Source organism: Candidatus Leptofilum sp., from assembly GCF_965223525.1.
Classification (GTDB): domain Bacteria; phylum Chloroflexota; class Anaerolineae; order Promineifilales; family Promineifilaceae; genus Leptofilum.
This window is the reverse complement of sequence record NZ_OZ245005.1, coordinates 1,390,046-1,414,292: the sequence shown is the minus strand read 5'-3', so window position 1 is coordinate 1,414,292 and position 24,247 is coordinate 1,390,046. Positions and strand designations below refer to the sequence as shown.

21 protein-coding genes, 2 tRNA genes and 1 riboswitch are annotated in these 24,247 nt (G+C 51.9%); of the genes, 6 read left to right on the top strand and 17 right to left on the bottom strand.

Features of this window, described 5'->3' with window-relative positions:
* Window positions 1-33: 33 nt before the first annotated feature.
* Window positions 34-145, bottom strand: a riboswitch (TPP riboswitch).
* 146 nt (window positions 146-291) lie between these two features.
* The 3 genes from ACOQPM_RS23250 to ACOQPM_RS23240 form a co-directional block, all read right to left on the bottom strand.
* On the bottom strand, window positions 292-1,221 hold the full coding sequence (locus tag ACOQPM_RS23250) for a hypothetical protein (RefSeq protein WP_420630778.1): 930 nt from the start codon (window positions 1,219-1,221) through the stop codon (window positions 292-294).
* 229 nt (window positions 1,222-1,450) lie between these two features.
* A tRNA-Arg gene (locus ACOQPM_RS23245) sits at window positions 1,451-1,523 on the bottom strand.
* Window positions 1,524-1,610: 87 nt separating this feature from the next.
* Window positions 1,611-1,683 (bottom strand) — tRNA-His (locus ACOQPM_RS23240).
* An 81-nt stretch (window positions 1,684-1,764) separates the two neighbouring features.
* Between ACOQPM_RS23240 and ACOQPM_RS23235 the strand changes: the two genes are divergently transcribed.
* The 3 genes from ACOQPM_RS23235 to ACOQPM_RS23225 all read left to right on the top strand — a co-directional run bounded on the left by ACOQPM_RS23235 (window position 1,765) and on the right by ACOQPM_RS23225 (window position 7,027).
* The gene (locus ACOQPM_RS23235; protein ID WP_420630777.1) at window positions 1,765-2,898 is read left to right on the top strand and encodes a protein kinase domain-containing protein; all 1,134 of its coding nucleotides are present in this window, start codon (window positions 1,765-1,767) and stop codon (window positions 2,896-2,898) included.
* A 149-nt stretch (window positions 2,899-3,047) separates the two neighbouring features.
* Window positions 3,048-5,006 carry an ATP-dependent zinc metalloprotease FtsH gene (gene ftsH, locus ACOQPM_RS23230; RefSeq protein ID WP_420630776.1) on the top strand — a complete coding sequence of 653 codons (1,959 nt, stop codon included), beginning with the start codon at window positions 3,048-3,050 and terminating at the stop codon, window positions 5,004-5,006.
* Between the two features lie 59 nt (window positions 5,007-5,065).
* Window positions 5,066-7,027, top strand: coding sequence for a hypothetical protein (locus tag ACOQPM_RS23225; protein ID WP_420630775.1), 1,962 nt, complete (start codon window positions 5,066-5,068; stop codon window positions 7,025-7,027).
* A gap of 7 nt (window positions 7,028-7,034) precedes the next feature.
* On the opposite strand, the gene ACOQPM_RS23220 is transcribed toward ACOQPM_RS23225, so the two are convergent.
* From ACOQPM_RS23220 to ACOQPM_RS23195, 6 genes are all read right to left on the bottom strand, one after another.
* Window positions 7,035-7,865: a sulfurtransferase gene (locus ACOQPM_RS23220; RefSeq protein WP_420630774.1), complete on the bottom strand. Its 831-nt coding sequence runs from the start codon at window positions 7,863-7,865 to the stop codon at window positions 7,035-7,037.
* A gap of 59 nt (window positions 7,866-7,924) precedes the next feature.
* Window positions 7,925-10,237, bottom strand: a complete 2,313-nt coding sequence (locus tag ACOQPM_RS23215; protein ID WP_420630773.1) for a PKD domain-containing protein — start codon at window positions 10,235-10,237, stop codon at window positions 7,925-7,927.
* Between the two features lie 180 nt (window positions 10,238-10,417).
* Window positions 10,418-11,308, bottom strand: coding sequence for a hypothetical protein (locus ACOQPM_RS23210; protein WP_420630772.1), 891 nt, complete (start codon window positions 11,306-11,308; stop codon window positions 10,418-10,420).
* Between the two features lie 4 nt (window positions 11,309-11,312).
* Entirely contained in the window at window positions 11,313-11,771 is a 459-nt protein-coding gene (locus ACOQPM_RS23205) for a hypothetical protein (protein WP_420630771.1), read from the bottom strand.
* Between the two features lie 367 nt (window positions 11,772-12,138).
* The gene (locus ACOQPM_RS23200) at window positions 12,139-12,657 is read right to left on the bottom strand and encodes a GNAT family N-acetyltransferase (protein WP_420630770.1); all 519 of its coding nucleotides are present in this window, start codon (window positions 12,655-12,657) and stop codon (window positions 12,139-12,141) included.
* Between the two features lie 19 nt (window positions 12,658-12,676).
* Complete coding sequence (locus tag ACOQPM_RS23195) at window positions 12,677-13,567, bottom strand: metallophosphoesterase family protein (protein WP_420630769.1); 891 nt, start codon at window positions 13,565-13,567, stop codon at window positions 12,677-12,679.
* 244 nt (window positions 13,568-13,811) lie between these two features.
* Between ACOQPM_RS23195 and ACOQPM_RS23190 the strand changes: the two genes are divergently transcribed.
* Window positions 13,812-14,129: a YciI family protein gene (locus ACOQPM_RS23190; protein ID WP_420630768.1), complete on the top strand. Its 318-nt coding sequence runs from the start codon at window positions 13,812-13,814 to the stop codon at window positions 14,127-14,129.
* Window positions 14,130-14,187: 58 nt separating this feature from the next.
* Here ACOQPM_RS23190 and hisN read toward each other — a convergent pair whose 3' ends face one another.
* The 4 genes from hisN to ACOQPM_RS23170 form a co-directional block, all read right to left on the bottom strand.
* Window positions 14,188-14,952 carry a histidinol-phosphatase gene (hisN, locus tag ACOQPM_RS23185; RefSeq protein ID WP_420630767.1) on the bottom strand — a complete coding sequence of 255 codons (765 nt, stop codon included), beginning with the start codon at window positions 14,950-14,952 and terminating at the stop codon, window positions 14,188-14,190.
* Between the two features lie 94 nt (window positions 14,953-15,046).
* The gene (locus ACOQPM_RS23180; RefSeq protein ID WP_420630766.1) at window positions 15,047-16,279 is read right to left on the bottom strand and encodes an ABC transporter permease; all 1,233 of its coding nucleotides are present in this window, start codon (window positions 16,277-16,279) and stop codon (window positions 15,047-15,049) included.
* A gap of 78 nt (window positions 16,280-16,357) precedes the next feature.
* Window positions 16,358-17,614, bottom strand: a complete 1,257-nt coding sequence (locus ACOQPM_RS23175) for an ABC transporter permease (protein WP_420630765.1) — start codon at window positions 17,612-17,614, stop codon at window positions 16,358-16,360.
* Window positions 17,615-17,616: 2 nt separating this feature from the next.
* Window positions 17,617-18,564 (bottom strand): ATP-binding cassette domain-containing protein, encoded by a 948-nt coding sequence (locus tag ACOQPM_RS23170; RefSeq protein WP_420632413.1) that lies wholly within the window; start codon window positions 18,562-18,564, stop codon window positions 17,617-17,619.
* A 396-nt stretch (window positions 18,565-18,960) separates the two neighbouring features.
* Here ACOQPM_RS23170 and queA point away from each other — a divergent pair, with 396 nt between their 5' ends.
* Both queA and ACOQPM_RS23160 read left to right on the top strand, forming a co-directional pair.
* Window positions 18,961-20,064, top strand: coding sequence for a tRNA preQ1(34) S-adenosylmethionine ribosyltransferase-isomerase QueA (gene queA / locus ACOQPM_RS23165; protein WP_420630764.1), 1,104 nt, complete (start codon window positions 18,961-18,963; stop codon window positions 20,062-20,064).
* Window positions 20,065-20,133: 69 nt separating this feature from the next.
* The gene (locus ACOQPM_RS23160; protein WP_420630763.1) at window positions 20,134-21,129 is read left to right on the top strand and encodes a PrsW family intramembrane metalloprotease; all 996 of its coding nucleotides are present in this window, start codon (window positions 20,134-20,136) and stop codon (window positions 21,127-21,129) included.
* Between the two features lie 65 nt (window positions 21,130-21,194).
* On the opposite strand, the gene ACOQPM_RS23155 is transcribed toward ACOQPM_RS23160, so the two are convergent.
* The 4 genes from ACOQPM_RS23155 to ACOQPM_RS23140 all read right to left on the bottom strand — a co-directional run bounded on the left by ACOQPM_RS23155 (window position 21,195) and on the right by ACOQPM_RS23140 (window position 24,092).
* Window positions 21,195-21,569, bottom strand: a complete 375-nt coding sequence (locus ACOQPM_RS23155) for a DUF4342 domain-containing protein (protein ID WP_420630762.1) — start codon at window positions 21,567-21,569, stop codon at window positions 21,195-21,197.
* A gap of 56 nt (window positions 21,570-21,625) precedes the next feature.
* Complete coding sequence (locus tag ACOQPM_RS23150; RefSeq protein WP_420630761.1) at window positions 21,626-22,183, bottom strand: LiaF transmembrane domain-containing protein; 558 nt, start codon at window positions 22,181-22,183, stop codon at window positions 21,626-21,628.
* Window positions 22,184-22,350: 167 nt separating this feature from the next.
* Window positions 22,351-23,538, bottom strand: a complete 1,188-nt coding sequence (locus ACOQPM_RS23145) for an ArsA family ATPase (RefSeq protein WP_420630760.1) — start codon at window positions 23,536-23,538, stop codon at window positions 22,351-22,353.
* Window positions 23,539-23,546: 8 nt separating this feature from the next.
* Window positions 23,547-24,092, bottom strand: a complete 546-nt coding sequence (locus tag ACOQPM_RS23140; RefSeq protein ID WP_420630759.1) for a hypothetical protein — start codon at window positions 24,090-24,092, stop codon at window positions 23,547-23,549.
* Between the last annotated feature and the right edge of the window lie 155 nt (window positions 24,093-24,247).

The window sequence follows — 24,247 nt, the reverse complement described above, 5'->3', positions numbered from 1 at the left end:
CAAAACAAAAAAGCCACCCTGATCAGGATGGCTTTTAACGCAAAATTGCAATTCCTCCGCCGGCATTACCCGGATCAGGTTCGCAGGTCGGTGACAAAACCGTCACCCTCTCAGCCGGGCATTCCCAGCTCCCTGTACATTATTTAATTTTCAAAGACAGCTTGACTTTACTGCAAAACCAAGTTGATGTCCAATTAAATTTGCGGAATTTTGGCAAATAAAGAAAAACAATCTGCTCGACTTGATCCAATATCATTTACCCCAAATGTGTTCCTCGAATTTATCACGATTTTACTCTGTGTTCTTGCTCTTTACTCCGATGTAGTATGTATTATCTTTTTCCCCGCGTTTAACCCAAAGAACGGCTCCTTTCTTAAGTCTAAATTCGTAGTTCCAAGGATTGGAATCTTTTGGTCTTGGGTTTATATTTGCTGGCAGATAAGGTTCTATTTGCTTATTGATTTCCCAGTTCGGCTCAGGTAATTCAAAGGATGTCCATCCTAGACCAACATCACACAATTGCCAAAGACATCCGTCATCAGTTTCAAAGACCTGAGACACCAACTGCTCACCTGTTTTTACATTCCAGACTTTAACTAACCTTTCTTGTTTTTTTAATTTTCTTTGTTGAATAAACGGCTCACTCTCTTTGCCAGCCGCTATTCTTTCTAGTTGTTTTTCTATTATGTCCTTTGTTATGCCCATCTCATTTCTTTTCGGCTCTAAAAAGTTTTCCAAAGAATCATTAATTTGAGAGAAAAAATCTACATAATCATTTAACTCATCATATAACGCTATTAGCCCATTTTCTTCGAACATCAGATGCGATTGCTCATACCAAAAATAATGGGCTAAGTAATTTCTTTTTTGTACAAGCTTTGTAAGTTTCTCCGACCATTCCTCTGGCAATATTCCCTCTTCCCTAATAAGGTAAACAACCTTCCCCAAAGTAGATTGGAACACTTCAAGAATCTTTTCTTCAAAACGAGGGGATGTAATGCTCTCTTTCTTATCGAAAGATAACAGAGCATAAATGTTGCAAAGACCCCGATGTACTACTTCACTCATATAGTAGGCTAAACCAAAACGAGCATAAACATCTCTTATTAAATCGTTTTGGCGGTTTTGATTTTCGAGGTGAATCTCTTTTGCAAGTTCTTTGAGTCCTCGCGTGATCTCATCTTCTGTAAAATTTACTTTTGACGTGCCCCTAAACTTCAAACATATTTACTAAAAACCAGTGACAAGCACATTTCACCTTTGCTATCGTAAACAAATAAAAACAATCCTACACGTGAATAATGGGAACAAAAACTCCAGAAAAATACTTGCAGACTGGAAGAATGAAAAATTTTTTCCAAAACAAGCAATTGAACATATTCTACATAATAATAGATCAGTTTGGGAAGTGATTTCTTTGTTCGACAAAATGAGAGAGAAGAAAGAATTGTACGCCCGGAGAGATTCGAACTCCCAACCGCTTGGTTCGAAGCCAAGTGCTCTATCCATTGAGCTACGGGCGCAAAAAACAAATAGGACACAGATTCTCACAGAAGAACACAGATAAAATCTGTGCGAATCCGTGTTTATCTGTGTCCTGCAAAATCAGGGGCGAGTGATGGGATTTGAACCCACGATCTTCTGGGCCACAACCAGACGCGTTAACCACTACGCTACACCCGCCATAAGCGGAGCAAATGCTATCATACTTGGTAGCGAATGGCAACTGTTGCACACAAAACCCAACCCCCTTAAACTACCATTATGAGCGAACAAAAAGTGGTGCTAAACGGCCGTTACGAACTCATCGAGCGCATAGGCAGTGGCGGCATGTCTGTCGTCTACAAAGCCAAAGATCGTGCGCTGGGTCGCATCGTGGCCGTGAAGATGATGCACGAAAGCTTCACCAGTGACGAAGGCTTCCTCAAGCGTTTCCAGCAGGAAGCCCATTCAGCCGCCAACCTGGCTCACCCCAACATCGTCACCGTCCACGACATTGGGCAGGACGGCTTTAAGCATTTCATCGTCATGGAGTTTGTAGAAGGGCAAACGCTCAAGCAAATTATTCGCAGCTATGAAGGTGAGCCCGTCCCCATCAGCCGGGCTCTCGATCTCGTCATCCAGGTGTGTAGCGGCATTGGCTATGCCCACCGCGCCAATCTGGTACATTGCGATGTCAAGCCGCAAAACGTTATCGTCACGGTGGATGAGCGGGTAAAAGTGGCCGATTTCGGCATTGCCCGCGCCATCAGCACCAGCACGGTGCAGCAAGTGAGCCAAATTTGGGGGACGCCGCAATATTTCTCGCCAGAACAAGCGGCTGGCGATCCACCCTCCCCCGCCTCCGACGTGTACGCCATCGGCGTCATCCTGTTCGAGATGCTCACCGGGCAGCTACCGTTTGCCGCCGAGGCCCACACGGCAATGGCGCTCAAGCATCTGCACACGCCACCCCCGCTCGTCACCGAATACAATCCTGCCATTCCGTCTCAACTGGCGCAAATCATTAACAAGCTGCTGGCCAAAGAGCCAGCCGGGCGATACCGCACCGCCGGGCAGCTAGGGCGCATCCTCACAGCGTACAGGCAGCGGAGTCAGGAAGAAACAGGCGCCATCCAACCGCCGCAGGTGGTAGCCGCCCAGCCCACACAAATCATTCCGGTTGCGGAACAAAAAACGGAGATTTTCCAGCGGCCAGACCCGGCCGAGATGGAAGCCATCACACGCCCACCCATGCGTCCCCTCCCGCCACCGCCCACGCCACCTTCGGCAACAAAAGAGCCAGAAGCAGAAACGGTCATGGATTGGACGGCCGTTTCCCTCGGTATCTTTGCTTTGGTTGCACTGCTGGGCCTTATTCCCCTCTGGTATCTTGTCTTCCGTGCCTGGGTAGGATAATCGTCCAACGCCCCCCTCTCGCCATGCTATTTTCTTTCTGTTATACTGATATTTCAGAGAATTGTGACCGCTAGCGGAACTAAATCATGGTTTCCCATATGCGGCTCACATCCCGGTAAAGCAGCTTGCTCCTGATTGGAGGCAATCGCATGAATTCAACCAAATTGACACGGTGGTTTGTCTCGTTGCTCATAGGTGTTGCAATCCTGGCAATTGTCTGGAGCTACAGCAGCAGCAACACCCCAACCAGCCAAATTTCCATTAGTCAGTTGGCCCAGCAAATAGAAAATAATGAGGTGGTTGAAATTGTTGTGGAGGGAGACGGCCGTTCCATTCTTATCACCTACGACAACAACCCCAGCCAGCCAGCCACCGCCCAGATTAGCAGCGTCGCCTCGCTAGAAGAGTTGCTTACCTCCTACGGCATCACCCAGGAAGATTACCGAGACGGCCGTCCCACCATCACCTACGAACGCCCCAGCAGTTGGGGAAGTTGGCTCAACGTCATCGGCATTTTCCTGCCCGCGGTGCTCATTATCGCCTTCATCTTTCTCGTTTTTCGCCAAGCCCAGGGCAACAACAACCAGGCTCTTTCCTTTGGCAAAAGCCGCGCCCGTATGTTCACCGGCGATCATCCCACCGTCACCTTCGATGATGTCGCCGGAGCCGAAGAAGCCAAAGAAGAGTTAGAAGAAGTCGTAGATTTCCTCAAAGAGCCAGAAAAATTTGTCAGCTTTGGCGCACGGATCCCCAAAGGCGTGCTCATGATTGGCAGCCCTGGCACGGGCAAAACCTTGTTGGCCAAAGCCGTCTCCGGGGAGGCTGGCGTACCCTTTTTCTCCATCGCTGGCTCCGAATTTGTAGAAATGTTCGTAGGCGTGGGGGCCAGCCGCGTGCGCGACCTGTTTGAGCAAGCTAAAAACAATAGCCCCTGCATCATCTTCATAGATGAAATTGATGCCGTTGGGCGGCAGCGCGGTGCTGGGCTAGGCGGCTCCCACGACGAACGAGAGCAAACGCTCAACCAAATTTTGGTAGAGATGGACGGCTTCGGTACCGACACCCACGTTATCATCCTGGCCGCCACCAACCGGCCAGACATTTTAGACCCTGCCCTGATGCGCCCCGGCCGCTTTGACCGCCGCGTAGTCATTGACCGACCCGACTACAAAGGGCGCGAAGCCATCTTCAAAGTCCATATTCGGGGCAAGCCAATCGCTTCCAACATCAACGTGGCAGTTTTAGCACGCGCCACCCCCGGTTTTGTTGGGGCAGACATCGAAAACACGGTGAATGAAGCTGCGCTGCTGGCCGCCCGCCGCAACAAAAAAAGTATTGGCATGGCTGAGTTCCACGAAGCGATTGAGCGCGTGCAGCTAGGGCCAGAACGGAAAAGCCGCGTCATCACCCCAGAAGAGCGAGAAATCATTGCCTACCACGAGGCTGGCCATGCGCTGGTAAGCCACTTTCTGCCAGCAGCATTGCCGCTACGCAAAGTCACGATTGTGCCACGCGGCATGGGTCTGGGGCTAACCTGGTACCTTGAAGATGACACCATCTTACCCAACAAAACCCACATGCAGGCCCAAATTGCCAGCCTGTTGGGTGGGCGCGTCGCTGAGGAGATTGTTTTTGGTGAAATCACTTCTGGGGCCAGCAACGATTTGCAGCGCGTCACCCAACTGGCACGTTCGATGGTAACACAGCTCGGCATGAGCGATGAATTAGGGGCACGCGTGTACGGCCAAAAGCAAGAGATGGTCTTTTTGGGGCGCGAAATCTCAGAACAGCGCGACTACTCAGATGCCATTGCTGAAAAAATTGACGCCGAGGTGCGCGAAATTATAGATGCCCAGTACAGCAAAGCCACCGAGATTTTGACCACCCACCGTAACAAGCTGGACCTAATTGCGATGGAATTGCTAGAGCGGGAAACGCTCGATGCAGATGACTTTGTGGCGCTCATCGAGGGTGAAAGCTTGCCATCTTCATATAATCAAACGACCCCGCCTCCTGCCACAAAGTCAGTAGAAAGTGAAAGCACATCAGAATCTGACTGGAAAAAGCCGCCGTCGCTGGATTTGCCGCCATCACCAACGCCTGCCTGATGGTGCGTTGTGGTGGCTAAATCCACGCCTTTTTCCTGACGACACTATTTTTTGTTTGTATGTTTGACCAACTCCCTGATTTGTTAGCCCTGCTAAACGATATTTTAGAAGCGGTCATCGTGATTTTTGGTTCGGCCGTTGTTTTGTATAACCTGGGGCGCAGTTTGCGCGACCCGGTGATGCGTGCCTTTTGTGGGCTTATTATTTTTGTCGTTGTTGCTTATTTGGCAGAGTTGCTGGTGAGTCGCACCATTGTTTCGGCCTCCGTTGAAGGATTTTTGCGATTTCAATGGATAGGCATTGCTTTGGTGCCTGCGGCTCAGTTTCATCTTTCTAGCACGTTGCTCTCAACCACGGGTGCTTTACCAAATCGGCGACGTTTTTTGGTGCCGCTGGGGTACGTGGTAGGTCTCGTCTTTTTGGGCTTGGCGCTCTTTACCGATTTTCTGGTTACGAACCCTGTCTCTAATCCACTAGCAAGCCTGGCCCATTTGGAAGCGGGGCCAATATTCCCGGTTTTTGCAGCTTATTTTTGGCTGATGACGGCATCGAGCATTTATAACGTGTGGCGAGCGCGGCAGCGATGTATCACGCGTACCACACGCCAGCGGATGACCTCAACGCTGCTTACCTATTTGGCCGCCCCGCTAGGGGTTTTTCCTTACTTGCTCGTCATTAGCAATGCGGGAACAGGGCAAGCAGTGATTCCGCTTTGGTTATGGCCGATCATTATTTTAGGCAACCTGGTGGTGGGGCTCATGTTTGGGGTGCTAACGGCTCATCTAGCCTACTTTGGCACGGCGTCGCCAGACCGTGTGGTGCGGGTGCGGCTGTTTAAGTTTATGGCGCGGGTTCCGCTGGCGGGCAGCATTGTGCTGCTGGTGTATGTTTTGGTAAGTCGCAACAGTCCTATTTTGGGACTACCAGCAGAGACGGCACTTGGTTTTTCACTGGTGGCGACGGTTATGTTGGTGGAGTGGGCAATTCATGCTTATAAACGGCCGCTCGAACGCCTCTTCCAGCTTAACAACGACCCCGACGTTCGCACCATTCAGCGACTAAGCGAGCGGCTGTTGACGACCCGCGACCTGCAGCAATTTTTAGAGAGTATTCTGGCCGCTACCTGTGAGGCGTTGCGAACGCCAACTTCTTTTGTAGCGGCCATCACGCCGGAGGGGCCGCAACTAGAAGCAGTGGTGGGCCCGCTGGACGAGCCAGGGGAAATTTTCCAGGATGCCGATTGGCGGCAGCTAGCCCAAACTGCCGAACCGAGCAATGGAAATTCTGGCGACGCGCTGGAAGCGGTGGGAGAATTTTTTGTGTGGCGGAATTATTGGATACGGCCGTTACGCAGTCGCCAACATGAGCTGGTTTTGGGCATTTTGGGCATTCGCGCCCGCAGTGATGAGCCTGATTTAAGTGAAGAGGAAGATGAGATATTCGGCCGTTTGCTCAACCAGGCGGCTCAGGCATTGGAAGACCGCATTTTGCAGCAAGAAGTGTTTGCTATAGTTGAGGGGCTGCTGCCACAAATCATTGCCATCCAGCAGCGTCGCAGCGAAGCGACTTTTGGCGGCTTGCCTGTGCTGGCGCAAAAATCGCCAGCCAGTAGCCCGGTGGTCAGTGACCCAGACTTTAACATGATGGTGCGGGATGCCCTGACACATTATTGGGGTGGCCCTAAGCTTACGACCAGCCCGCTCATGCGGCTGCGAATTGTGCAGGATGCAATGGCGCAACATGAGAATAACCCCACCAAAGCACTCCGCGCTATCCTGAACAACGCCATTGAGCTGCAAAAGCCAGAGGGCGAGCGCAATATGACCACCGCCGAATGGATTTTGTACAACATTTTGGAGCTAAAATTTGTGCAGGGTCAGCGGGTGCGGGACGTGGCGCGGCGGCTAGCCATGAGCGAATCTGATTTGTATCGCAAGCAGCGGGTTGCCATTGAAAACGTGGCTCGCGCTATCGGCACAATGGAGCTGGCAAGCCAGGATGGGGCGTCGGATGAGCAGTGAGCGGTAATCAGTCACCTACAGCCACAGGCCGCTCTGGGTCGCTGCTCCACTCGCTCCAGGAACCCACGTAAAGACGGCCGTTTCCCAACCCCACATGTGCCATTGCCAATAGATTCACGCAGGCACTGACGCCTGACCCACAGTAAAAGGTGGCTGCTTCTGGTTTGGTTTGGCCGAGAACGGCCGTCAACTCTGCTTTCATCTCATCGGCAGGGCGGAAACGGCCGTTGGCATCTAGCTGGGTCTCAAAAGGCAGATTAACTGCACCGGGAATATGCCCTGGTTGGGGATCAATTGGCTCCAGTTCGCCACGGTACCGCGCCGGGCCGCGTGAATCAATGAGTACCCGCTGATGGTTTACCTCGTCGAGCGTGACGACCCATTTTGGCCGCGGCCGACCCGTAAATTGGGCCGGCTCGTTGGTTTCGATGCCCGATTTGGTTGGCAAGCCAGCCGCCTGCCACGCTTGCCAACCGCCATCCAGCACCGCCACCGCCTCGTGGCGCATGTAGCGCAGCATCCACCACAGCCGCGCCGCAATCATGCTGCCTGCGTCGTCGTAAGCTACGACCTGGCTCATCTCATCAATCCCCAGGAAGCTAAATAGCTGCGCCAATCGCTGCGGCGTAGGCAGCGGATGCCGTCCGCGGTCGGTCACGGGCGGGCCGCTGAGATCGTCATCCAGGTGGGCGTACACCGCGCCGGGGATGTGTGCTTGCTGGTAATTTTGGTGGCCAACGGCCGTATCTGCCAGGTTAAAGCGACAATCTACAATCACCCAGTCGGGCTTCCCGATGTTTTCAGCTAAGGTTTGGGCAGTGATGAGAGTTTTGTACATGAGGGCTCCTTTGGGATGACAAGGTGAGGGAGTAACTGATCACCGATTACTAATTACTGCTAACTGTTTGGCGTAGCCGTAATCAGCGGCGGGGGCGAGGTAGGCGTGGGTGGAAGCGGGGTATTTTGGGGTGGAACGGCCGTTGGCGTGGCGGTTGGTTCGGGGGATGATGTGGGGGAAACGGCCGTTGGTGACGGGGTTGGCGTGGGCGCATCTGGATCAACAGCGAAGATGATCGGACGCGCGTCGCTTTGCACCAACGTGCTGCCATTTTCCAGGCGGAGTTGCCAACTGTAGTTACCCGGATTCACCTGCAAGCGGGCATTGCCGCTGGTGAGGTCATTGGCAGCAAGCTGCACCGAGTAGCGCGTCCCCAGCGTCGGCTGGGTGACAGTGGCGACGGGGAAATCCCCTCGGTTGGTTTGCAAGTAGAGTACAAACTGTTCGCCAGCGGCCAGCGGTGCGGGCCAGTTCCAGCTAAAGTTCACCAGGCTCGTCACCATCGTCTCAAATTCAGGTGCGGGTTCCTGTACACGTAGCGTGGGTGCGTCAGGGGCGGCGAATTGATTGCCAAATTCGGCTGTCCAGTACCAAACGCTGGGGGCATTAAAATCAATCGAGTAGCCCACGCCTACATCGGTGGCGTTGGCGTTCAAAATAATGCGGCGATGGGCGGGACTGTTCACCCAAAATTCTACGGCCTGATGTGGATATTCAAAGCCCCAGGCGGTCGCCTCGCCCGCGTAGCCAGCCTCATAACCAAACCGGATGAGCCGCTCGGCGGGGGTAGAGCCATCTGCCCCCGTGTGGCCGGTGTAGGCAAATCGTGCCATGTCAAAAGTGTGTTCCTGGGCAGCAGCGCTAAGCGGAGGCACCAAATTGAGCGGTGCCAAATCGAACTGGCGACGGGCTTCGTTGATGTAAAGCAAAAGCTGCTCGGCGGGGGTGCTGCCCGGCGGCACGGCCATCGGGCGCATGATGAACAGGCCATCCAGCGCCACATCTGGCAAATCTGGGCTGGCAACATCTTCTGTGGCCGATTCATTCCCCTGCCCCAGCAAATTCAAAATGAGCGGCAGGTAGAGGCGCAAGGTGCCGGGGTCTACGGTAAGCCAACGGCCGACTTGCGTACTGCCAAAATCGTTACTGGCCACCAGCGTTACGTACATCTCGCCCGTGCGGTTGTAGCTGTGTTCTACTAGCGCCCCTTGCAGCGATTGGCCATCCCCCATGCTCCACTCGAAGCGGTTGATGGAGGCATCGCCGAAGCCCTGCACCTGGAATGGCTCGCCCGCCTTCACGCGCTCCGGCACGATGAGATCGGCCACGGGCGGCAAGCCAACGGTGACGGGCCAATACGCTTCTGATTGGCCGAAGCTGTTCTGCACGGTGAGGTGGACTTGATAAGTGCCAGGGGCGGTGTAGGTATGGTTGGGCGTCGCCTCTGCCGACGTTGCGCCATCGCCAAAATTCCAACTGTAGGTGAGTGGGCCTGCCCCACCGCTCTGGTTGATGAAGGTGATGGGTTGCCCCACGCCTGCGGTGGCGTCGCTAACGCTAAATTGGGCGGCGGGATGGGGAACGGCGGAGATGGTGTGTCGCTGTACGGCCGTTCCCACCAAGTTGCTCACTTCTACTTCAATTTCATAAATGCCCGCCGCCGAAAACAGCACGACGGGATCAGTGGTTTCTACACGACGGCCGTCGCCTAAATGCCATACTTGGCTGAACGGACCAGAGCCAGCGGCCTCGGCACGTAGCTGGAACGGCTGCCCCACGGCCACCTGCGGCGGGCTAATCACATTGCCCACCTGCGGCGGCACACCAATCCAGATGTTGGCAACGGCCGTTTCTTCCAATTCTTCATGCCGCAACGTCACGCGGATTTCTTGGGATGGTTGGGTGATGTCGGCCGTTTCCAGGCGGAGCGGTAAGGTAAAGGTGTTCGAGCCGCCGTTAGCCAGAGTGACAGGCAGCCAATCAAGCGTACCTGCCTGCAAATTGAGGGAAAGCCCGGCGGGGAACAACATCGTCGCTGGACGCACGCCGGGCGGCAGTTGTAAATCAATGGTGGGGGAGACAGTTGCTTGCGTGTGGTTGGTCAGGGTGACGGTGAGGTCTACGGTGTCACCAGGCTGGCCAGCAGGGGTGGAAAGCAGCAGATCAAGTTGCAGATTGCCATAGATGTGGGCTTCCCCTTCCCCGGAGACGGTTTGAGAGAAAACGGCCGTTGGCCGCCCCATACCAAACAAGGCTACCAATAAGCCACCTACCAGCAGGTAAAAAAGCCAACGCCACCGTCTCATCATGATGGTTGGCAGTGTATCAAACTTGCCATAACAGAACAAGTGCCAACCAACTTCAATACTCACCGTCGCCTCAACCTCAAATCGCACACGTTTTTAACAACATACCTAAAAGGCATTCCAAATTATAAGGTGAGTTGCCATAGCAAAGAGGTGCAATCAGAAAACTTGCCCCTGGCGGACGGTCGGTTCAAAGGGACTCAAATCAGATCTTGAAGCTTGTGAAGATGTGGTTTGAACAATCAACTATCTCGCAGTTCTTCTCAATGCAATAACTGCGATTACAATGGAGATTAGGCAAATTGCCATAACAGTCAAAGCAGCCCATCCACGCATAGTCAGGAGCAATCCAGCTTGATCAATAAGATTTGGAGAAGAATTATTGATAGCTTGGGCTGCAGCTAGAATTGGCTCCGACCGAGTTTCTAGTTCATCAACGGATACTGCCATAGAGTCCAATCTATTGGAAAGGTCGGAAATGATGCTGTCAGCCTCTGGAACTTTTTCATCTTTAAGGTTTTCTATGTGAACAGTTACTGAATCTATTATTCTGTTCTTTTCAGTTTCCGCTAGTGCGTTAACACTGCTATTAATTACTTCAGTTTGTGAGAGAATATCTTGTCTTGCAGTTTCTAGGGCATTTTCGGTTATATCTTTAACATTCAGTGCCTGTTGCCCAATTTGAATCCCCCCTGTGATGGCGAAAATAATTGCAAGACTTAGTATGATTGTTGGTATCCTAAACTGCCACGAACTGAAGAATTGAGACATAATATTGTTATTGATTTCACGTTCGATTTCCTTTCTTTTGGATTCTAACTGACGTACTTGATGTTCAATTGTTGCTTCAATAGGTTCAGATAAGCTCATTTCTGCATATTCGACAATTTTCAATACACTTCTAATTGTCTTCTGTACAGTTTCTACACCGAATGACGATGCATTCTCTTGAATTTTATTCAACTCACTTAAAAGCGATGAGTCGCTTGGGAGAATTTGCTTCAGCACATCGCTGACCCCAGCAAACCAATGCTCTGAAGGTTCTAGGGGCGTGCTTGCATTTTCATACCGATTCAGCAATTCTTTGCCGACCCTCTTTAGCTTTTCCAATTTACTAAAATCATCATACTTAATCATGGAATTAACCTCCTTTCCATGCTTTAACAACTTCCTCAAAAGAGCGGCCACCGAAATAGAATCCAATTACAACAGCAATTAAGGTTGAAAAGTCATTCAAAAGGCTTGAAGAGGTTGCTGCCACTTCACCTTCTTCAACATTTTCCAAAGAAAAAGAAATTATGGGATTTGCAGATAACGCAATATCTGGGTCAATTAGTGTCAGAGATAATATTGCAAAATAGACCATTATCATAGATGATGCAATTGCTTTCCTCATCTCACCTTCAAGTAAATTTGATTTCTCTGAGAATAAGCTCGAAATTGCCAGCATGGCAAAAAATGAAAATATGCCAATAATCATTACAACGGTAGGGGGACTAAATATCCCTTGAATACCAGCTGCTATTACACCGACATTGACTAAGGCAGGAATAACCATAAGCCATATTTTTCCTTTCGACTGTTTAGGTAGTTGTGACATGATACTCTCCTTTAAACTTAAGATGTTGATATATTTTTGCACCAATAATTGACTATTTCTAAATCGATTTTCCAGCTCTCAATCTTTTCTGGACTGTTGCAATCAGCAAAGTGGAATCATTGATTACAATTCGAGAATATCTGATAATCGTTTGTTATACCGTTTGGTACACAATAATGTTGAAAGGATTTTGGATTTTTCAGTTTTTTTGAAGTGCGGATGCAAGAATATATTTCTTTGAAGAGTCTCGATTACTTGTCAATGCGGGTGAGGTAGTCAGTAAAGATGCGGGTTTTATCGAGTGCTTTTTTAGGCAGGAATGATGGCAAGCGGAAGTTTGGTGGCGATGGGATCATTTTCGAAAATATCACACTTTGAAATTCCGACCAGCTATCGTTTCTCTATCTTGCCACTTTTGCTGCGCTTTTGGCTTATTAAGCTGCTGAAAAAGCTCCATGTGGCCAATGACGTTGAAGCCAAGCTCATGGAAAAACTGGATGGCTTGCTCATTCCGGCCAACTGGCAACACTTTAAGTTCGGTCAATCCCCGTTCCTGGGCTTGCTCAACAACGGTATTCACAAGTTTCCGGCCAACCCCTAGCCCGCGATATTCGTCCAGCACCACAACTGGTTTTAGCTCTCCTGATTGTCCTTCAATAATCAATCCAGTGAGGCCAACGAGTTTATTTTCAGCTTCGGCAACCCAAATATTTTCTGACCCAACCTTGGCCAAATGTTCATCAAAGATAAGGCCGGGATTGTCCCCACCAATGCCTGGGCTGTCATAAATTTGCCTGTGCCATTCCGTGAGTACGTACCACAACTGTCGGCACGCTTCCAGGTCGCGGGCTTCATAGCCGCGAATTACAATTTCTGCTTCCATCATTTTTGTCTTTTTCCTTCTGTCAGACTAGCTGGCTGAGAATGACCAGCAGTTTTTGGCGGGTGGCTTCTTTTATGTCGGCCGTTTTCACCGCTACCAGCAAATCATCCAAAGTTACGTGGGATTTTTCACCTGCCCAAACCCGGTGCGCCAGCGGCAACCAAACATCAAGGAATGCGCCTCGGTCTGTATGGTAAATGCCGCTGAGATCAACTTTTTTGAGCTTTTCCAGTTCGGGAGAGAGGATAGAACGGCCGTAAATCCCCAAATTCCCCGCAAACCCAGCCGCAATGTCCGTTTGGGGCGTGTACGGCCGTGCTGGTTCCGCTAAATTGACGTGGGTGATGTGGAAACGGCCGTCGCGCAGCACAACGAGCTGCGCCACCGTCTGAATCGTCTGCTGCTGGAACGGATTTCCGGAGGCAATCGCGCCCGCATTGACGGCCACAATGCCCTCATGCTCAAAAACCAATGGCAGATGCCAATGTCCAAAATGAATCAACTGTGCCCCGGCGGATTTGGCGCGGGCGATGTTTCGCAGCAGCCCCTCGTGCAGGTCGCCACTGCGTCGCGCGTGCATCTCATCTACCCGGTTAGGGTAATGGCTGTGCCAAATGAGCAGCCGCTGCCCCGCCACCGTCACAATTTGCTGGTAGGGCAGCTCTCGCGTAGCGTCCTCCGTCTCATCATTGCCATGCACAGCAACCACCGGGGCGATTTGGCTCAGTTCGTCTAGTACCCACAGTTCGCCCACGTCTCCCGCGTGGAAAATCATCTGCACGTTGGCAAAAATTTGGGAAACGGCCGTTGGCAACTGTGGCCATCGCTGCGGCATGTGGGTATCAGAAATCAGACCAATCGTAGCCACCACCTCTTGCGGATCAATTGATTTGGGTAGGTATGGATTTTTCATTCTTCACACAAAATGTTGATAATAATCTGGACTTTGACTTATTGCGTATTTCGTATTGCGTATCGAGCGAAACTTTACGCAATACGAAATACGCAATACCTCTGGATTGATTGTTCGATTTTAGGGGAAAAATCAAATTGCCCAAAATTCACGGCGAATTGTGTCGATCTGGGCTAAGGTAGTTCGTTGTATGGTTAGAAAGGCGCAATTGTGCGCCAACTATCGTTCAAAAGGAGAACAAATCATGAGAGAGTTTGTATTAGTTTACACCGGGGGCAGTATGCCAGAAACGGAAGAAGAAGGCGCCAAAGTGATGGCCGCATGGGGTGCCTGGATGGGCAGCCTGGGTGACGCATTGGTGAGCGGCGGCAATCCATTCACGCCACAGGCCAAAACCATCAACAACGATGGCAGCGTCGCCGAGGGCGCAGTTGGCACGCCAGCCACAGGTTACTCCATTGTCAAGGCAGATTCACTGGATTCGGCCGTTGAATTAGCCAAAGGGTGTCCGCACTGGCAGCACGGTGGGCAGATTTCTGTCTACGAAACCTTCCAGATGTAGAAAATCGTAGGCGTATTGCGTATTGCGTCATCCTCTTCGAAATACGCAATACGCACTATCATTTAACCAAACGCAAGACTTCTGAATGCAAATGACCATTGGTGGCAATGCACTCTTCGTGGTGAATCGTCGCCTCCCCTTGCCAGTCGGTGAGCCTGCCGCCCGCCTCTTCCATAATCACTTGCAGCGGGGCGATGTCCCACAGTGCCATGATGGGGTCTAGCATCACGTCGGCGCGCCCCGTGGCAACAAGGGCGTAGCCGTAAGCATCCCCCCAGGTGCGCTGCACGTAGCTGGCATCCACCAACTTTTGCCACGCCTCCTGACGGCCGTACCGCTCCTGATTCTCCAATTCGCTGCGTAAAACCACCGCATCTGCTAAATTTCTTGTGTCGGAAACGTGGGCGGGACGGCCGTTCCAAAAGCAGCCGCCGCCCTTCACTGCATACACCATCTCATTCAAAGCAGGTAAGTTAATCACCCCCACGATCGGCTCATTTTCATACAGCAGCGCCACCAAATTGGCGTACAGCGGCACGCCGCACATAAACGTTTTCGTACCGTCAATGGGATCGCAAACCCAGGTGTACGGGGAGTTGTTTTGCGTATTGCCGTACTCCTCCCCCACAATGTTATGCTCCGGCCAATATTGCTCGATGAGCTGCCGCAGCTTTTGCTCCGCCTGCTGGTCAGCAATGGTCAGCGGCGTGTTGTCCGCCTTGCGCCGCACAGAAACGCCCGTTTGGAAATGTCCCAAAGTGACGCGCCCGGCTTGCCAGGCAGCGTCAAGAGCAAAGTTCAAAAATTCAGAATAGTTAGTCATAAACAAGTTTCGTGCGTAGGGGCGGCTCCCCGTGGCCGCCCAGCTCCCCGTGGCCGCCCAAATTATGGCAGACACGGGGGTCTGCCCCTACCAATTATTCGTACTGAAAACGCCAGACGCCAACAAACAAAAACACAGCAGCAAAGGCAAGCAGCACGCCGATCTCTGGCAAAACGGCCGTTACGCCCAAGCCACGGGTGATAATATCCTGAAACCCATCCATTGCCCACGACATCGGCGAAAGACGACCCACCGTTTGCATCCAACCCGGCACGATGTCCAGCGGCCACCAGGCGCCACCCAACGCAGAGATGGAAAGCACAATCACCGTCCCCAGCGCATTTGCCTGCGCCAGCGTTTTGGTTAAGGCTGCCATCATCATACTCAGGCTGGTGATGGCCAGGGCAAAGGTGAGCACCATCAGCACCAGCGCGGTTGGACTGTTGCCCCACGGTACGCCAAATGCCAATGCAGAAACCCCGATGAGAAGGCTCATTTGTAGCACCCCAGCCAGCATAATGCCCAACAGCTTGCCCACCAAAATGCTGGCCTTGTTTATGGGCATCACCAGCAGCCGACGCAGCGTACCGCTTTGCCGCTCTTGGATGAGCACCGCCGCACCCCCCACCATGCCAAAGGTGGCAAACATGGCCATCATGCCAGGGGATGATTGGTTCATGCCTTGGGGAATGATATTGTTGCTGTCCACGACAACTTCATCCTCGTTCACCTGAATCGTTACAGGTGGTTCTTGCCATTTGGTTTGGGCGGTGGTTACGGCCGTTTCAAAATAATCATCCTCATCCACACCCAGCTCAAACAAACCCAGTTCTGCCGCCACATTGCGGGAGATGGCTGCCGAGCTAACGGAGCCAGTGAGCTGGCTCATTGCCCCCAGCACCGCCTGCTCCACGGGCTGCACAAACTGCACATTTTCCGGGTCGCTGTAAAAATCGAGAGCCAAGCCGTTGCCCGCCTGCAGCTCGTCGCTAAAGCTGGCCGGAATCAACAAGCCAGCTTCTGCCTCTTCATTTTCCACCGTTGCGGCCATGCCGTCAGCAGTCACCTCTAAAATTTCCAGCGTGGGGTCTGCCTCCAGCGTCTCTACTAACCGCGCACCCAGGTCGCCTGCGTCTTCATTGGCGACGGCCAGCGTCCAGGTGACGTTGGTGCTGCTGCTACCGCCGGGGCCAAATCCGCCAATCGCCTGCCCAATCAAGAAGATAAACACCAGCGGCATAATCAATTGCGAGATGAGTACCCCGCGCTGGCTGTAAGTTGTCTTTAAGTATAGTTTAGTAATGTCTAGTGCGTTTTTGAACATCATAATCTCCAAAGAAAGTTTGCGAGTTTGCCAGTAGGCGAGTAAATCACTGGCAAACTCGCCACTCGCATACTCGCCTCTTTACCGCGCCATGCGCCGCTGGAATTGCCACAGTGCCAGGCCAATTAGCACCACGCTCAGCCCAAGCAGAACGCCAATCTCCAGCAGAACATCATTCAGTCCCAAACCAAAGAGCGTCAGATCAGAGAAGCCATCCAGCGCCCAGCGATTGATGCTGATCTTGCTCAACTGCTCCAAAAAAGGCGGGAAATTTTGCGCCGGGACAAAGTTGCCGCCCAAGGCAGCAAACGCCAGCGTCACGACCGAGCCAATGATGTTGGCCTGGTTGGCATCGCGGGCAAAGGCAGCAATGAACGCACCCAGGCTGGTGAACGCTAGCACCACGGCCACTACCATCAGCGCCAAGCCCGCCGGGGAACTGCCCCAGCTCAAGCTAAAGAGCAGCGATGAAGCGATGACGAAGACGATAAATTGCAGTGCGCCCGTCAGAAAGACGCCGCCAATCTTGCCCAGCAAAATTTCCAAGGAGCTAGTGGGGGTGCTTACCAGCCGATCCAGCGTACCACCCTTCTGCTCATCCAGAATGGAGCGTGTGCCATCTACCATAGAGAACATCAGGAAGAGAATGCCCATGCTGGGGGCAAAGAAGGCAAAGGGGCTGATATCGCTCGTGTCTTCTTCCTCGCCAACGGCCACATCGTTAAGGGTGAGGCTGAGCTGGTTGGGGCCAATTTCGCTTTCCAGCTCGCTGTTGAGGGCAGACCCTAGGTTGGCCATAGCGGGGCCTAGCGTTAACGCTTGCTCAGTAAGCTGACTGACGGTGACGTCTACGGAGATTGCGGCCGTATTAAAACCATTGATGATTTGCGTCACTACCCCCCGCACAATATTGGGGGTGAGGGTAGCGGCTGGATCAGCGTAAAATTCAAATTGGGAAACGGCCGTATCCACATCCACACCCCCCTCAACCGAAGCAGAGAAGTTTTCTGGGATCAAAATTGCAGCACGGGCATCGCCCACCTGCACCTGCTCACGCGCCACTGCTAAATCATCCATCTCGGTGACGGCTAACAGCTCTGCCAAATCATCACTGATTAAAATCTCAATAAATTGTTCGCCCTGTGCGCCTCTATCCTCGTTGATCACCAGGACGGGGATGGCGTCAAAAGGGACGGGGTCGCTGCCGCGAATGAAGCCGCCAAAGGCAGAGCCGATGATGGCAGATAGCACCAGTGGCGCCAGCAGCATCAATATCAGCGCATTGCGATCCCGAAAACGAATCAGGGTATCTTTCCAGGCAATTGTCCAAATTTTCATGGCTAATCCCTCAAAGCGCGGCCAGTTAAATGCAAAAAGACCGCTTCCAGGTTGGGTTCTTGAATTTCCAGGCGGCGGATGGAACGGCCGTGTGCCGTTACACTCTGCAAAATGCGGGGCAACACGCCGTTGGCATCTTTGGCCTGCACAACCACATGCTCACCTTCGCCATCGGCCTGGTACACGCCATCCAGGGCGGCCAAATCGGTAACGAGGGTGCCGTTGGCCTCGGCAGATTCGCCAACGTCTAGCTGGATGGTGTCATACTGGCCAACAGTGGCGGTCAGCTCATCCTGCGTCCCCACAGCAATCAGCTTGCCATGGTCAATAATGCCAATCCGGTCGCTTAGTTCTTCTGCTTCTTCCATGTAATGGGTGGTGTACAGCACGGTGAGTCCCTGCTGGTTAAGCTCCTTCACCGTGTCCAAGATACGGCGGCGACTTTGCGGGTCAATGCCCACCGTCGGCTCATCCATGTACAGCACTTTGGGGTTGTGCAGCAGCCCCACGGCGATATTGATGCGTCGCTTCATGCCGCCGGAAAAGGTATCTACCTTGTCGTCGGCGCGGTCTGTTAACCCGGCAATGTCTAGAACGGCCGTTACCCGCTCCTTCAACTTATCTCCTGACAAACCATACATCTTGCCCCAAAACTCCAGGTTTTCTTTGGCGCTAATGGCATCGTACAGGGCAATTTCCTGCGGCACCACGCCAATGACCTGCTTCACCTGCTTCGGCTCCCTACTAATAGAACGGCCATCGATCGTGGCATCGCCGCCAGTAGGAGACAGCAGGCAGCTCAACATGGAGATAGTGGTGCTTTTGCCCGCTCCGTTTGGCCCCAGCAAGCTAAAAATCTCGCCCTGCTTAATGGCAAAAGAGACGCCCTGAACGGCCGTTACGCCATCGGGCGGGTTGTACTGTTTGTGTAATTCATTTACTTCCACAATGGATGACATTGTTTTCTCCCTTTGAGTTGCATGGAAAAAGTTTTCAAAATCCTCTATCAACAGATTTCACAGATTAAGCAGATTTTATGCTTCCAATCCGCGAAATCTTTTTAATCTTTGATTGTTTGTGTTTCAAAACTTTTTACCGATTGCAGAGCTGTTTTCTGAATCTGGGTGTAAGTTTACCGGCAAACGGCCGTTGCCAAATGTGCCGGAAGTCATGCAGCAGGTCATGTTTTACTATGACCTATTTTGATTTTAGCTACAAAACGGCGAAAACCATCAACCGATCAGTTGATATACAATGACCAACCGACTGCTTTGCGCCCACAAAACCAACAAGAATGCTAAAAAACTCCACTTTGGGAATTACTGGCTGCCAGCTAAAATAGGTTTATGAACACAGCGGAGTTTAACTACACTCTCCCGCCGGAGCTGATTGCCCAACGGCCGTTATCGCAACGAGACGCCTCCCGGCTGATGGTACTCAATCGGGCAGACGAAACGATCAAACACCAAATCTTCACCGATATTTTGGACTATTTCCAGCCTGGCGATGTGCTGGTGGCCAACAACAGCCGCGTGATACCTGCCCGCCTGTACGGCCGTAAACCCACCGGCGGCAAAGCAGAAATATTGCTCCTCAGCCAGCAAGAAAATGGCACCTGGCAAGCGATGGTCGGCGGCAAGCGGCTCAAAGAAGGCAGCCAAATTCATCTGCTGGATCATGATGGAAATGAAACGGAACTGGTGGCAACGGTAACGGCCGTTCTCAACGGTCCCCAGCGCGAACTCAGCTTCAATCAACCGCTGGACAACTGGCTAGACCGCATCGGCCACACGCCGCTGCCACCCTATATCCACCAAACGCTGAACGATGCAGAACGGTACCAAACCATCTATTCGCGCCCAACTGGTTCTGCCGCTGCCCCCACCGCCGGGCTGCACTTCACAGGAGATTTGCTGTTGGCGCTGCGCGAAAAGGGGGTCATTTTTGAAACGGTGACGCTGCACGTCGGGCTAGACACCTTCAAACCGGTCGAAGCAGAGCGCGTGGAGGCGCACACCATCCATTCCGAATGGGCCAGCCTAACGCCTGAAAGCGCCCAGCGCATCAACGAAGCCAAATTAGCCGGGGGTCGCCTCATTGCCGTTGGCACTACCTCCATGCGAACGCTAGAAACGGCCGCCCTGCGCTCGGCAGGTATCAACGGCAGCTTGCAAACAATTAGCGCCCGTGATGCCAGCGGGGAAACGAGCAATCTTTGCCCCTGGAAGCCCGTCGCCGCCTTCACCGCCCCCACCGACCTGTACATTTACCCCGGCTACAACTTCCGCGCTGTGGATGCGCTTATCACCAACTTTCACCTGCCCCACTCCAGTTTGCTGATGCTAGTCGCTGCCTTTGCCAACCGAGATTTTATGCTGCAGGCGTATGAAACGGCCGTTGCCCAAAAATACCGCTTCTTCTCCTTTGGCGACGCGATGTTAATTTTATAATGGCAAACCTGACAGGTTTTTCCGCGCTTCATGACAGTAAACCTGTCAGGTTTTTTGTGGGAGGACGAGATGAGTGATACGGCCGTACTCCTTCTCTCCATCATCGCCGCCACCATTCCAACTATGGTGTACGTGGGCATCATCTACTGGTTCGATAGGTACGAAAAGGAACCATTGTGGCTGCTAGCCGCCGCTTTTTTGTGGGGAGCCATCCCTGCCATTCTCATCTCTTTTGTGCTAAACACCGCCCTCAGCGTCCCTCTGCTCCTCGTTTTGGGAGATGAGCTGGGCCAAGCGGCTGCCCCCTCGCTCATCGGTCCACCCGTCGAGGAAACGATCAAAAGCATGGCGCTCGTTGCCATCTTCATCTTTTGGCGCAGCGAGATTGACAGCCCGTTGGATGGCATCATCTACGGGGCCATGGTGGGAATGGGCTTTGCCATGGTGGAAAATGTGTACTATTTTGTACAAACATTTAACACAGGCGGGGTTGAAGCTTGGGGAGCAAACATTGTGCTACGCGCGGTTGTCTTTGGCCTGAACCACGCTCTTTTTAGCAGCTTTGCTGGGCTTGGCATTGCCATTGCGCGTCTGGCAACCGAACAGTGGATAAAAATTGTGCTGCCAATGTTGGGATGGATGACGGCCGTTTTTCTACACTTTCTTCACAACCTTACCGTCACGCTGGGGAATGGCTTCATTTTGGTGGCGCTGCTGTTTGATTGGGGAGGCGTGCTGCTGGTGTTTGGCATCATCGTCTGGGCGGTGCTGCAAGAGCGTCGTTGGCTACGCCAGTATTTGGCCGAGGAAGTAGCGCTCGGCATCCTCACCACCAACCAATTTATGATTGCCGGCTCTGGTCGCAAGCGCGTTTCTTATCTGTTCAACATGCTCATCAATCGTGGCTTTCGTGCCAATCGGCAAGCCGCGCACTTCTTTCTGCAATGCAGCCATCTGGCCTACACCAAGCACCATTGGCAGCTTTTTAAGGATGAAAAATCGGCGCAGGAGATTGCCGAACTCCGCCAGGAACTGGCATCACTCAGCAACCAACTGCGCCAATAATTTTTAGCCACGGATTTTCGCAGATTTTTTAATCCAATTAATCCGCGCAATCCGTGGCCGATCATTTACTCGGTGGCGAGGGTGGCTTCGGGTTCTTTTTCTTCTGCCACACGCTCGACGGTGATGGTGCAGTCAATTGCCAATGCACCAACCACGGCCACAGCCGCAATGAACGGTGCCCACAGAATGGCTAGGGCAATGCCCGGCAAGCCAACTGCCAGCGGCAAAGAGAGGTTAATGTTGCGTTCCTCATTTTTGACAACGACCCGGCGAACGGCCGTTTCGTGCATGAAACTTTTCACCATACTCACCAAATCCTCGCCCGCCGCCACAAACTCTTCCGTCCAGGATTCAGCTTCTTCAGCCAAATCTTCTTCTTCAATGACAACTTCTTCTGCCATTTCAACTTCTTCTACTTTTTCTGCTTTTTTCTTAGCCATTATTTTTTTCTCCATTATTTTGAATTGCGCGGTAAGAAACCGCGGCTAAATACCAATTACTGTTTACTAGCTCGTCGTTCCTTAACCAGCAAATAGATACCAAAACCAATCACACCCAGGGGCAACAGCGGATTGATGCTGCCAAAGACCACGACCTCAAAAAACACAACCAACCCCATCGCTAGCAGCACCATAAACCGCATAAAGCGAAAGCCGCTTCGGTGAATGTTGTGGTCAGGATCAAAGCGACGCATGTACATCAAACCCCAGGCAACCGAAGCAAAAACAAGCGGCCAACTATACGCCCAGGCTTCAAAATAGTTGCTCAGGTTCATCACAAACAGCAGAATGGCGGTTGTGATAAATAATGCGCCAGGGACGGCCAAAAAGCTCAAGCGACTGGGGTGCTCTGGCGTAGAGTTGTAGGCTGGCCACAGCAATAGCAAGCCGGGCGCCAATACAAAACCAGGCCACAGCACATCAATCATGTCGAAGCCAAAAATTTGGCTGGCCAATAGACCTAACCCGATGGCGATAACGCCGTAGGCTGGCCAAGATTGGCGGCGTTGGAGCTTGCGGGTTTCTTCTATCTTCAAAACGGATTCTTTTGACATTTCTCACACTCCTTTCTCAAGTAGGTTATGGCTGCTTTACGGGCACTTGGGAGGTGAGTTGCACAGTTGGCACGGCTCTCATGAGATGTACACATTCTCTACACAAATGATAAAGCCACAGGGGAAACAGAAGTTCAACTTTTGGCAAAGTTGAACTTCTCTAGCAGTTACACAGCTTCAGGCACAGGGTCTGGCGGCAGGAAGGTAATCTCCAGGATGCCATCTTGCAGGCTGCCGCCCCCGGCGCGTCGTTTGGCTAGCACAGTGGGCAAGATCATTTCTCGCTTAAAGTTGCCAATGGTGATGAACATTTCGTCGCCGCGCTTGCGTAGCCGCACGTCCCCGCCAGTGACAAAGGGCATGGGCAGGCGCATCAGGTAACGGCCGTCCTCTTGCTCCACAATCTCCTGCAACGCACCACGATAAAAGATGTCGCCAGGGTCAGCCTGTCCAAAGCAATCATGTGCCAGGCGAGACAGTGCTTCTGTACCAACAACTTCATGTGCGTAGTAGGGCGCACGCCACAGGGGGAGTGGGCTGAAATTGTTTTCTATTATCTGCAAATATTTTGCCTGAACCGCCCGCCGTTGAGCATAAAATGGCCCTTCTTCAGCAGATTCTGGCAAAATACGGTTGATGATGACGCTATCAACAGGATAGTTGAACAGTCCCAGGTAGCTCACGGCACGTTCTGCCTCGCGCACAACCATTTTTTCAGGTTGCAGCACTACTCGGTAACTGCTGATTTCGGGGTTGCTTAAAGTTTCGCGCAGCTCACCTGTGGCAGTATCCAGCTTTTCTAATGCTTCCAGCACCTCGGCTGGCCCCTGCAGGAGGCGACCAGCAAACGGCCGTAACGCATTCACCACCTTGCTCCGCCCCCGACTCAAATGACCTGCATACCAGCGGAACGTGTCTGGCATAGTGAGCAGGCGAATTGTTTCACCAGTGGGAGCTGCATCAATAATCACGCGGTCAAAGTTGCGCTCTTTGGCCTGTTTATTGATGTGCAGCAGGCTGACAATCTCATCCATGCCGGGGAAGGCCGACAGCTCATCGGCCACCACATTGTTAATCCTGTCGCCATTTCGCAACATGCCAGAGACAAACTCTTGCAGCGTCCCCCAGTAGTTGTGAATATCGGCTACCACGCTGATTTCCTGCGCCCACAGGTTGGGCGCAACCTCCACTGGCGTTGCGGCCAGGGGTACATTTAGCGAATCAGCGAGGCTGTGAGCAATGTCAGTACTGGCGACCAGGGTTTTGTACCCCAACTCGGCACTGCGAACGGCCGTTGCCGCCGCCACCGTCGTTTTCCCCACACCACCTTTACCTAAATACAAAATAATACGCATCTTTATACTTATCCTTCTTCGAATATTTGAAGTTTATTCATAATTACTGTTGCCACTTCACGCACTTCTAGGTCTTCATCGTTCGAGGCAATAGTTTTTACCAACTGGAGCACTTGGTCATCAACTTGATTCATTTGAGGCACTGCTTTCACTGCCCAAATACGCTCATGTTTAAAGACACTGCTAAGTCCGTCCATCACTTTTTCTTTTTCAGATTTTGCCTTGAAGGGAATATCATCCGACTGCCAATCCATACGGCGCAACTGTTCAATACGCTCTGGCGAGGCAACGTATAAAAAAGTTGATTCTGACCAATATAGCCTCCGGTAAAATCCTACCGAACAACGCGCTCGAAACAGTTCATTTTTATTGCTAACATACAACACTTTGTATGAAACATCGTTTGAATGCTGTGCTTGCCTAGAAATTTCCAACGCTTCGTAACTATGCTTTCTTAGAAAATTTTTTATTCGGCGATGATGATCTGCCATCAAAAAGTAATGAAACAATAACAAGGGTAAAAAAATTAGAGAAAGCAAAAATAACTTACCCACATAACCTCCTTTAGGTTGTGACTTGTAGGTTGTGACTTGCTCATTATACGCCGGAAAATGAATTCTAGTTGCAAAACAAAAAAGCGCAGCACCATTTGGCGCCACGCTTAAATTTTGAGAGAAGTTACAAATGGCAATTGACTTGCAAACTTGCC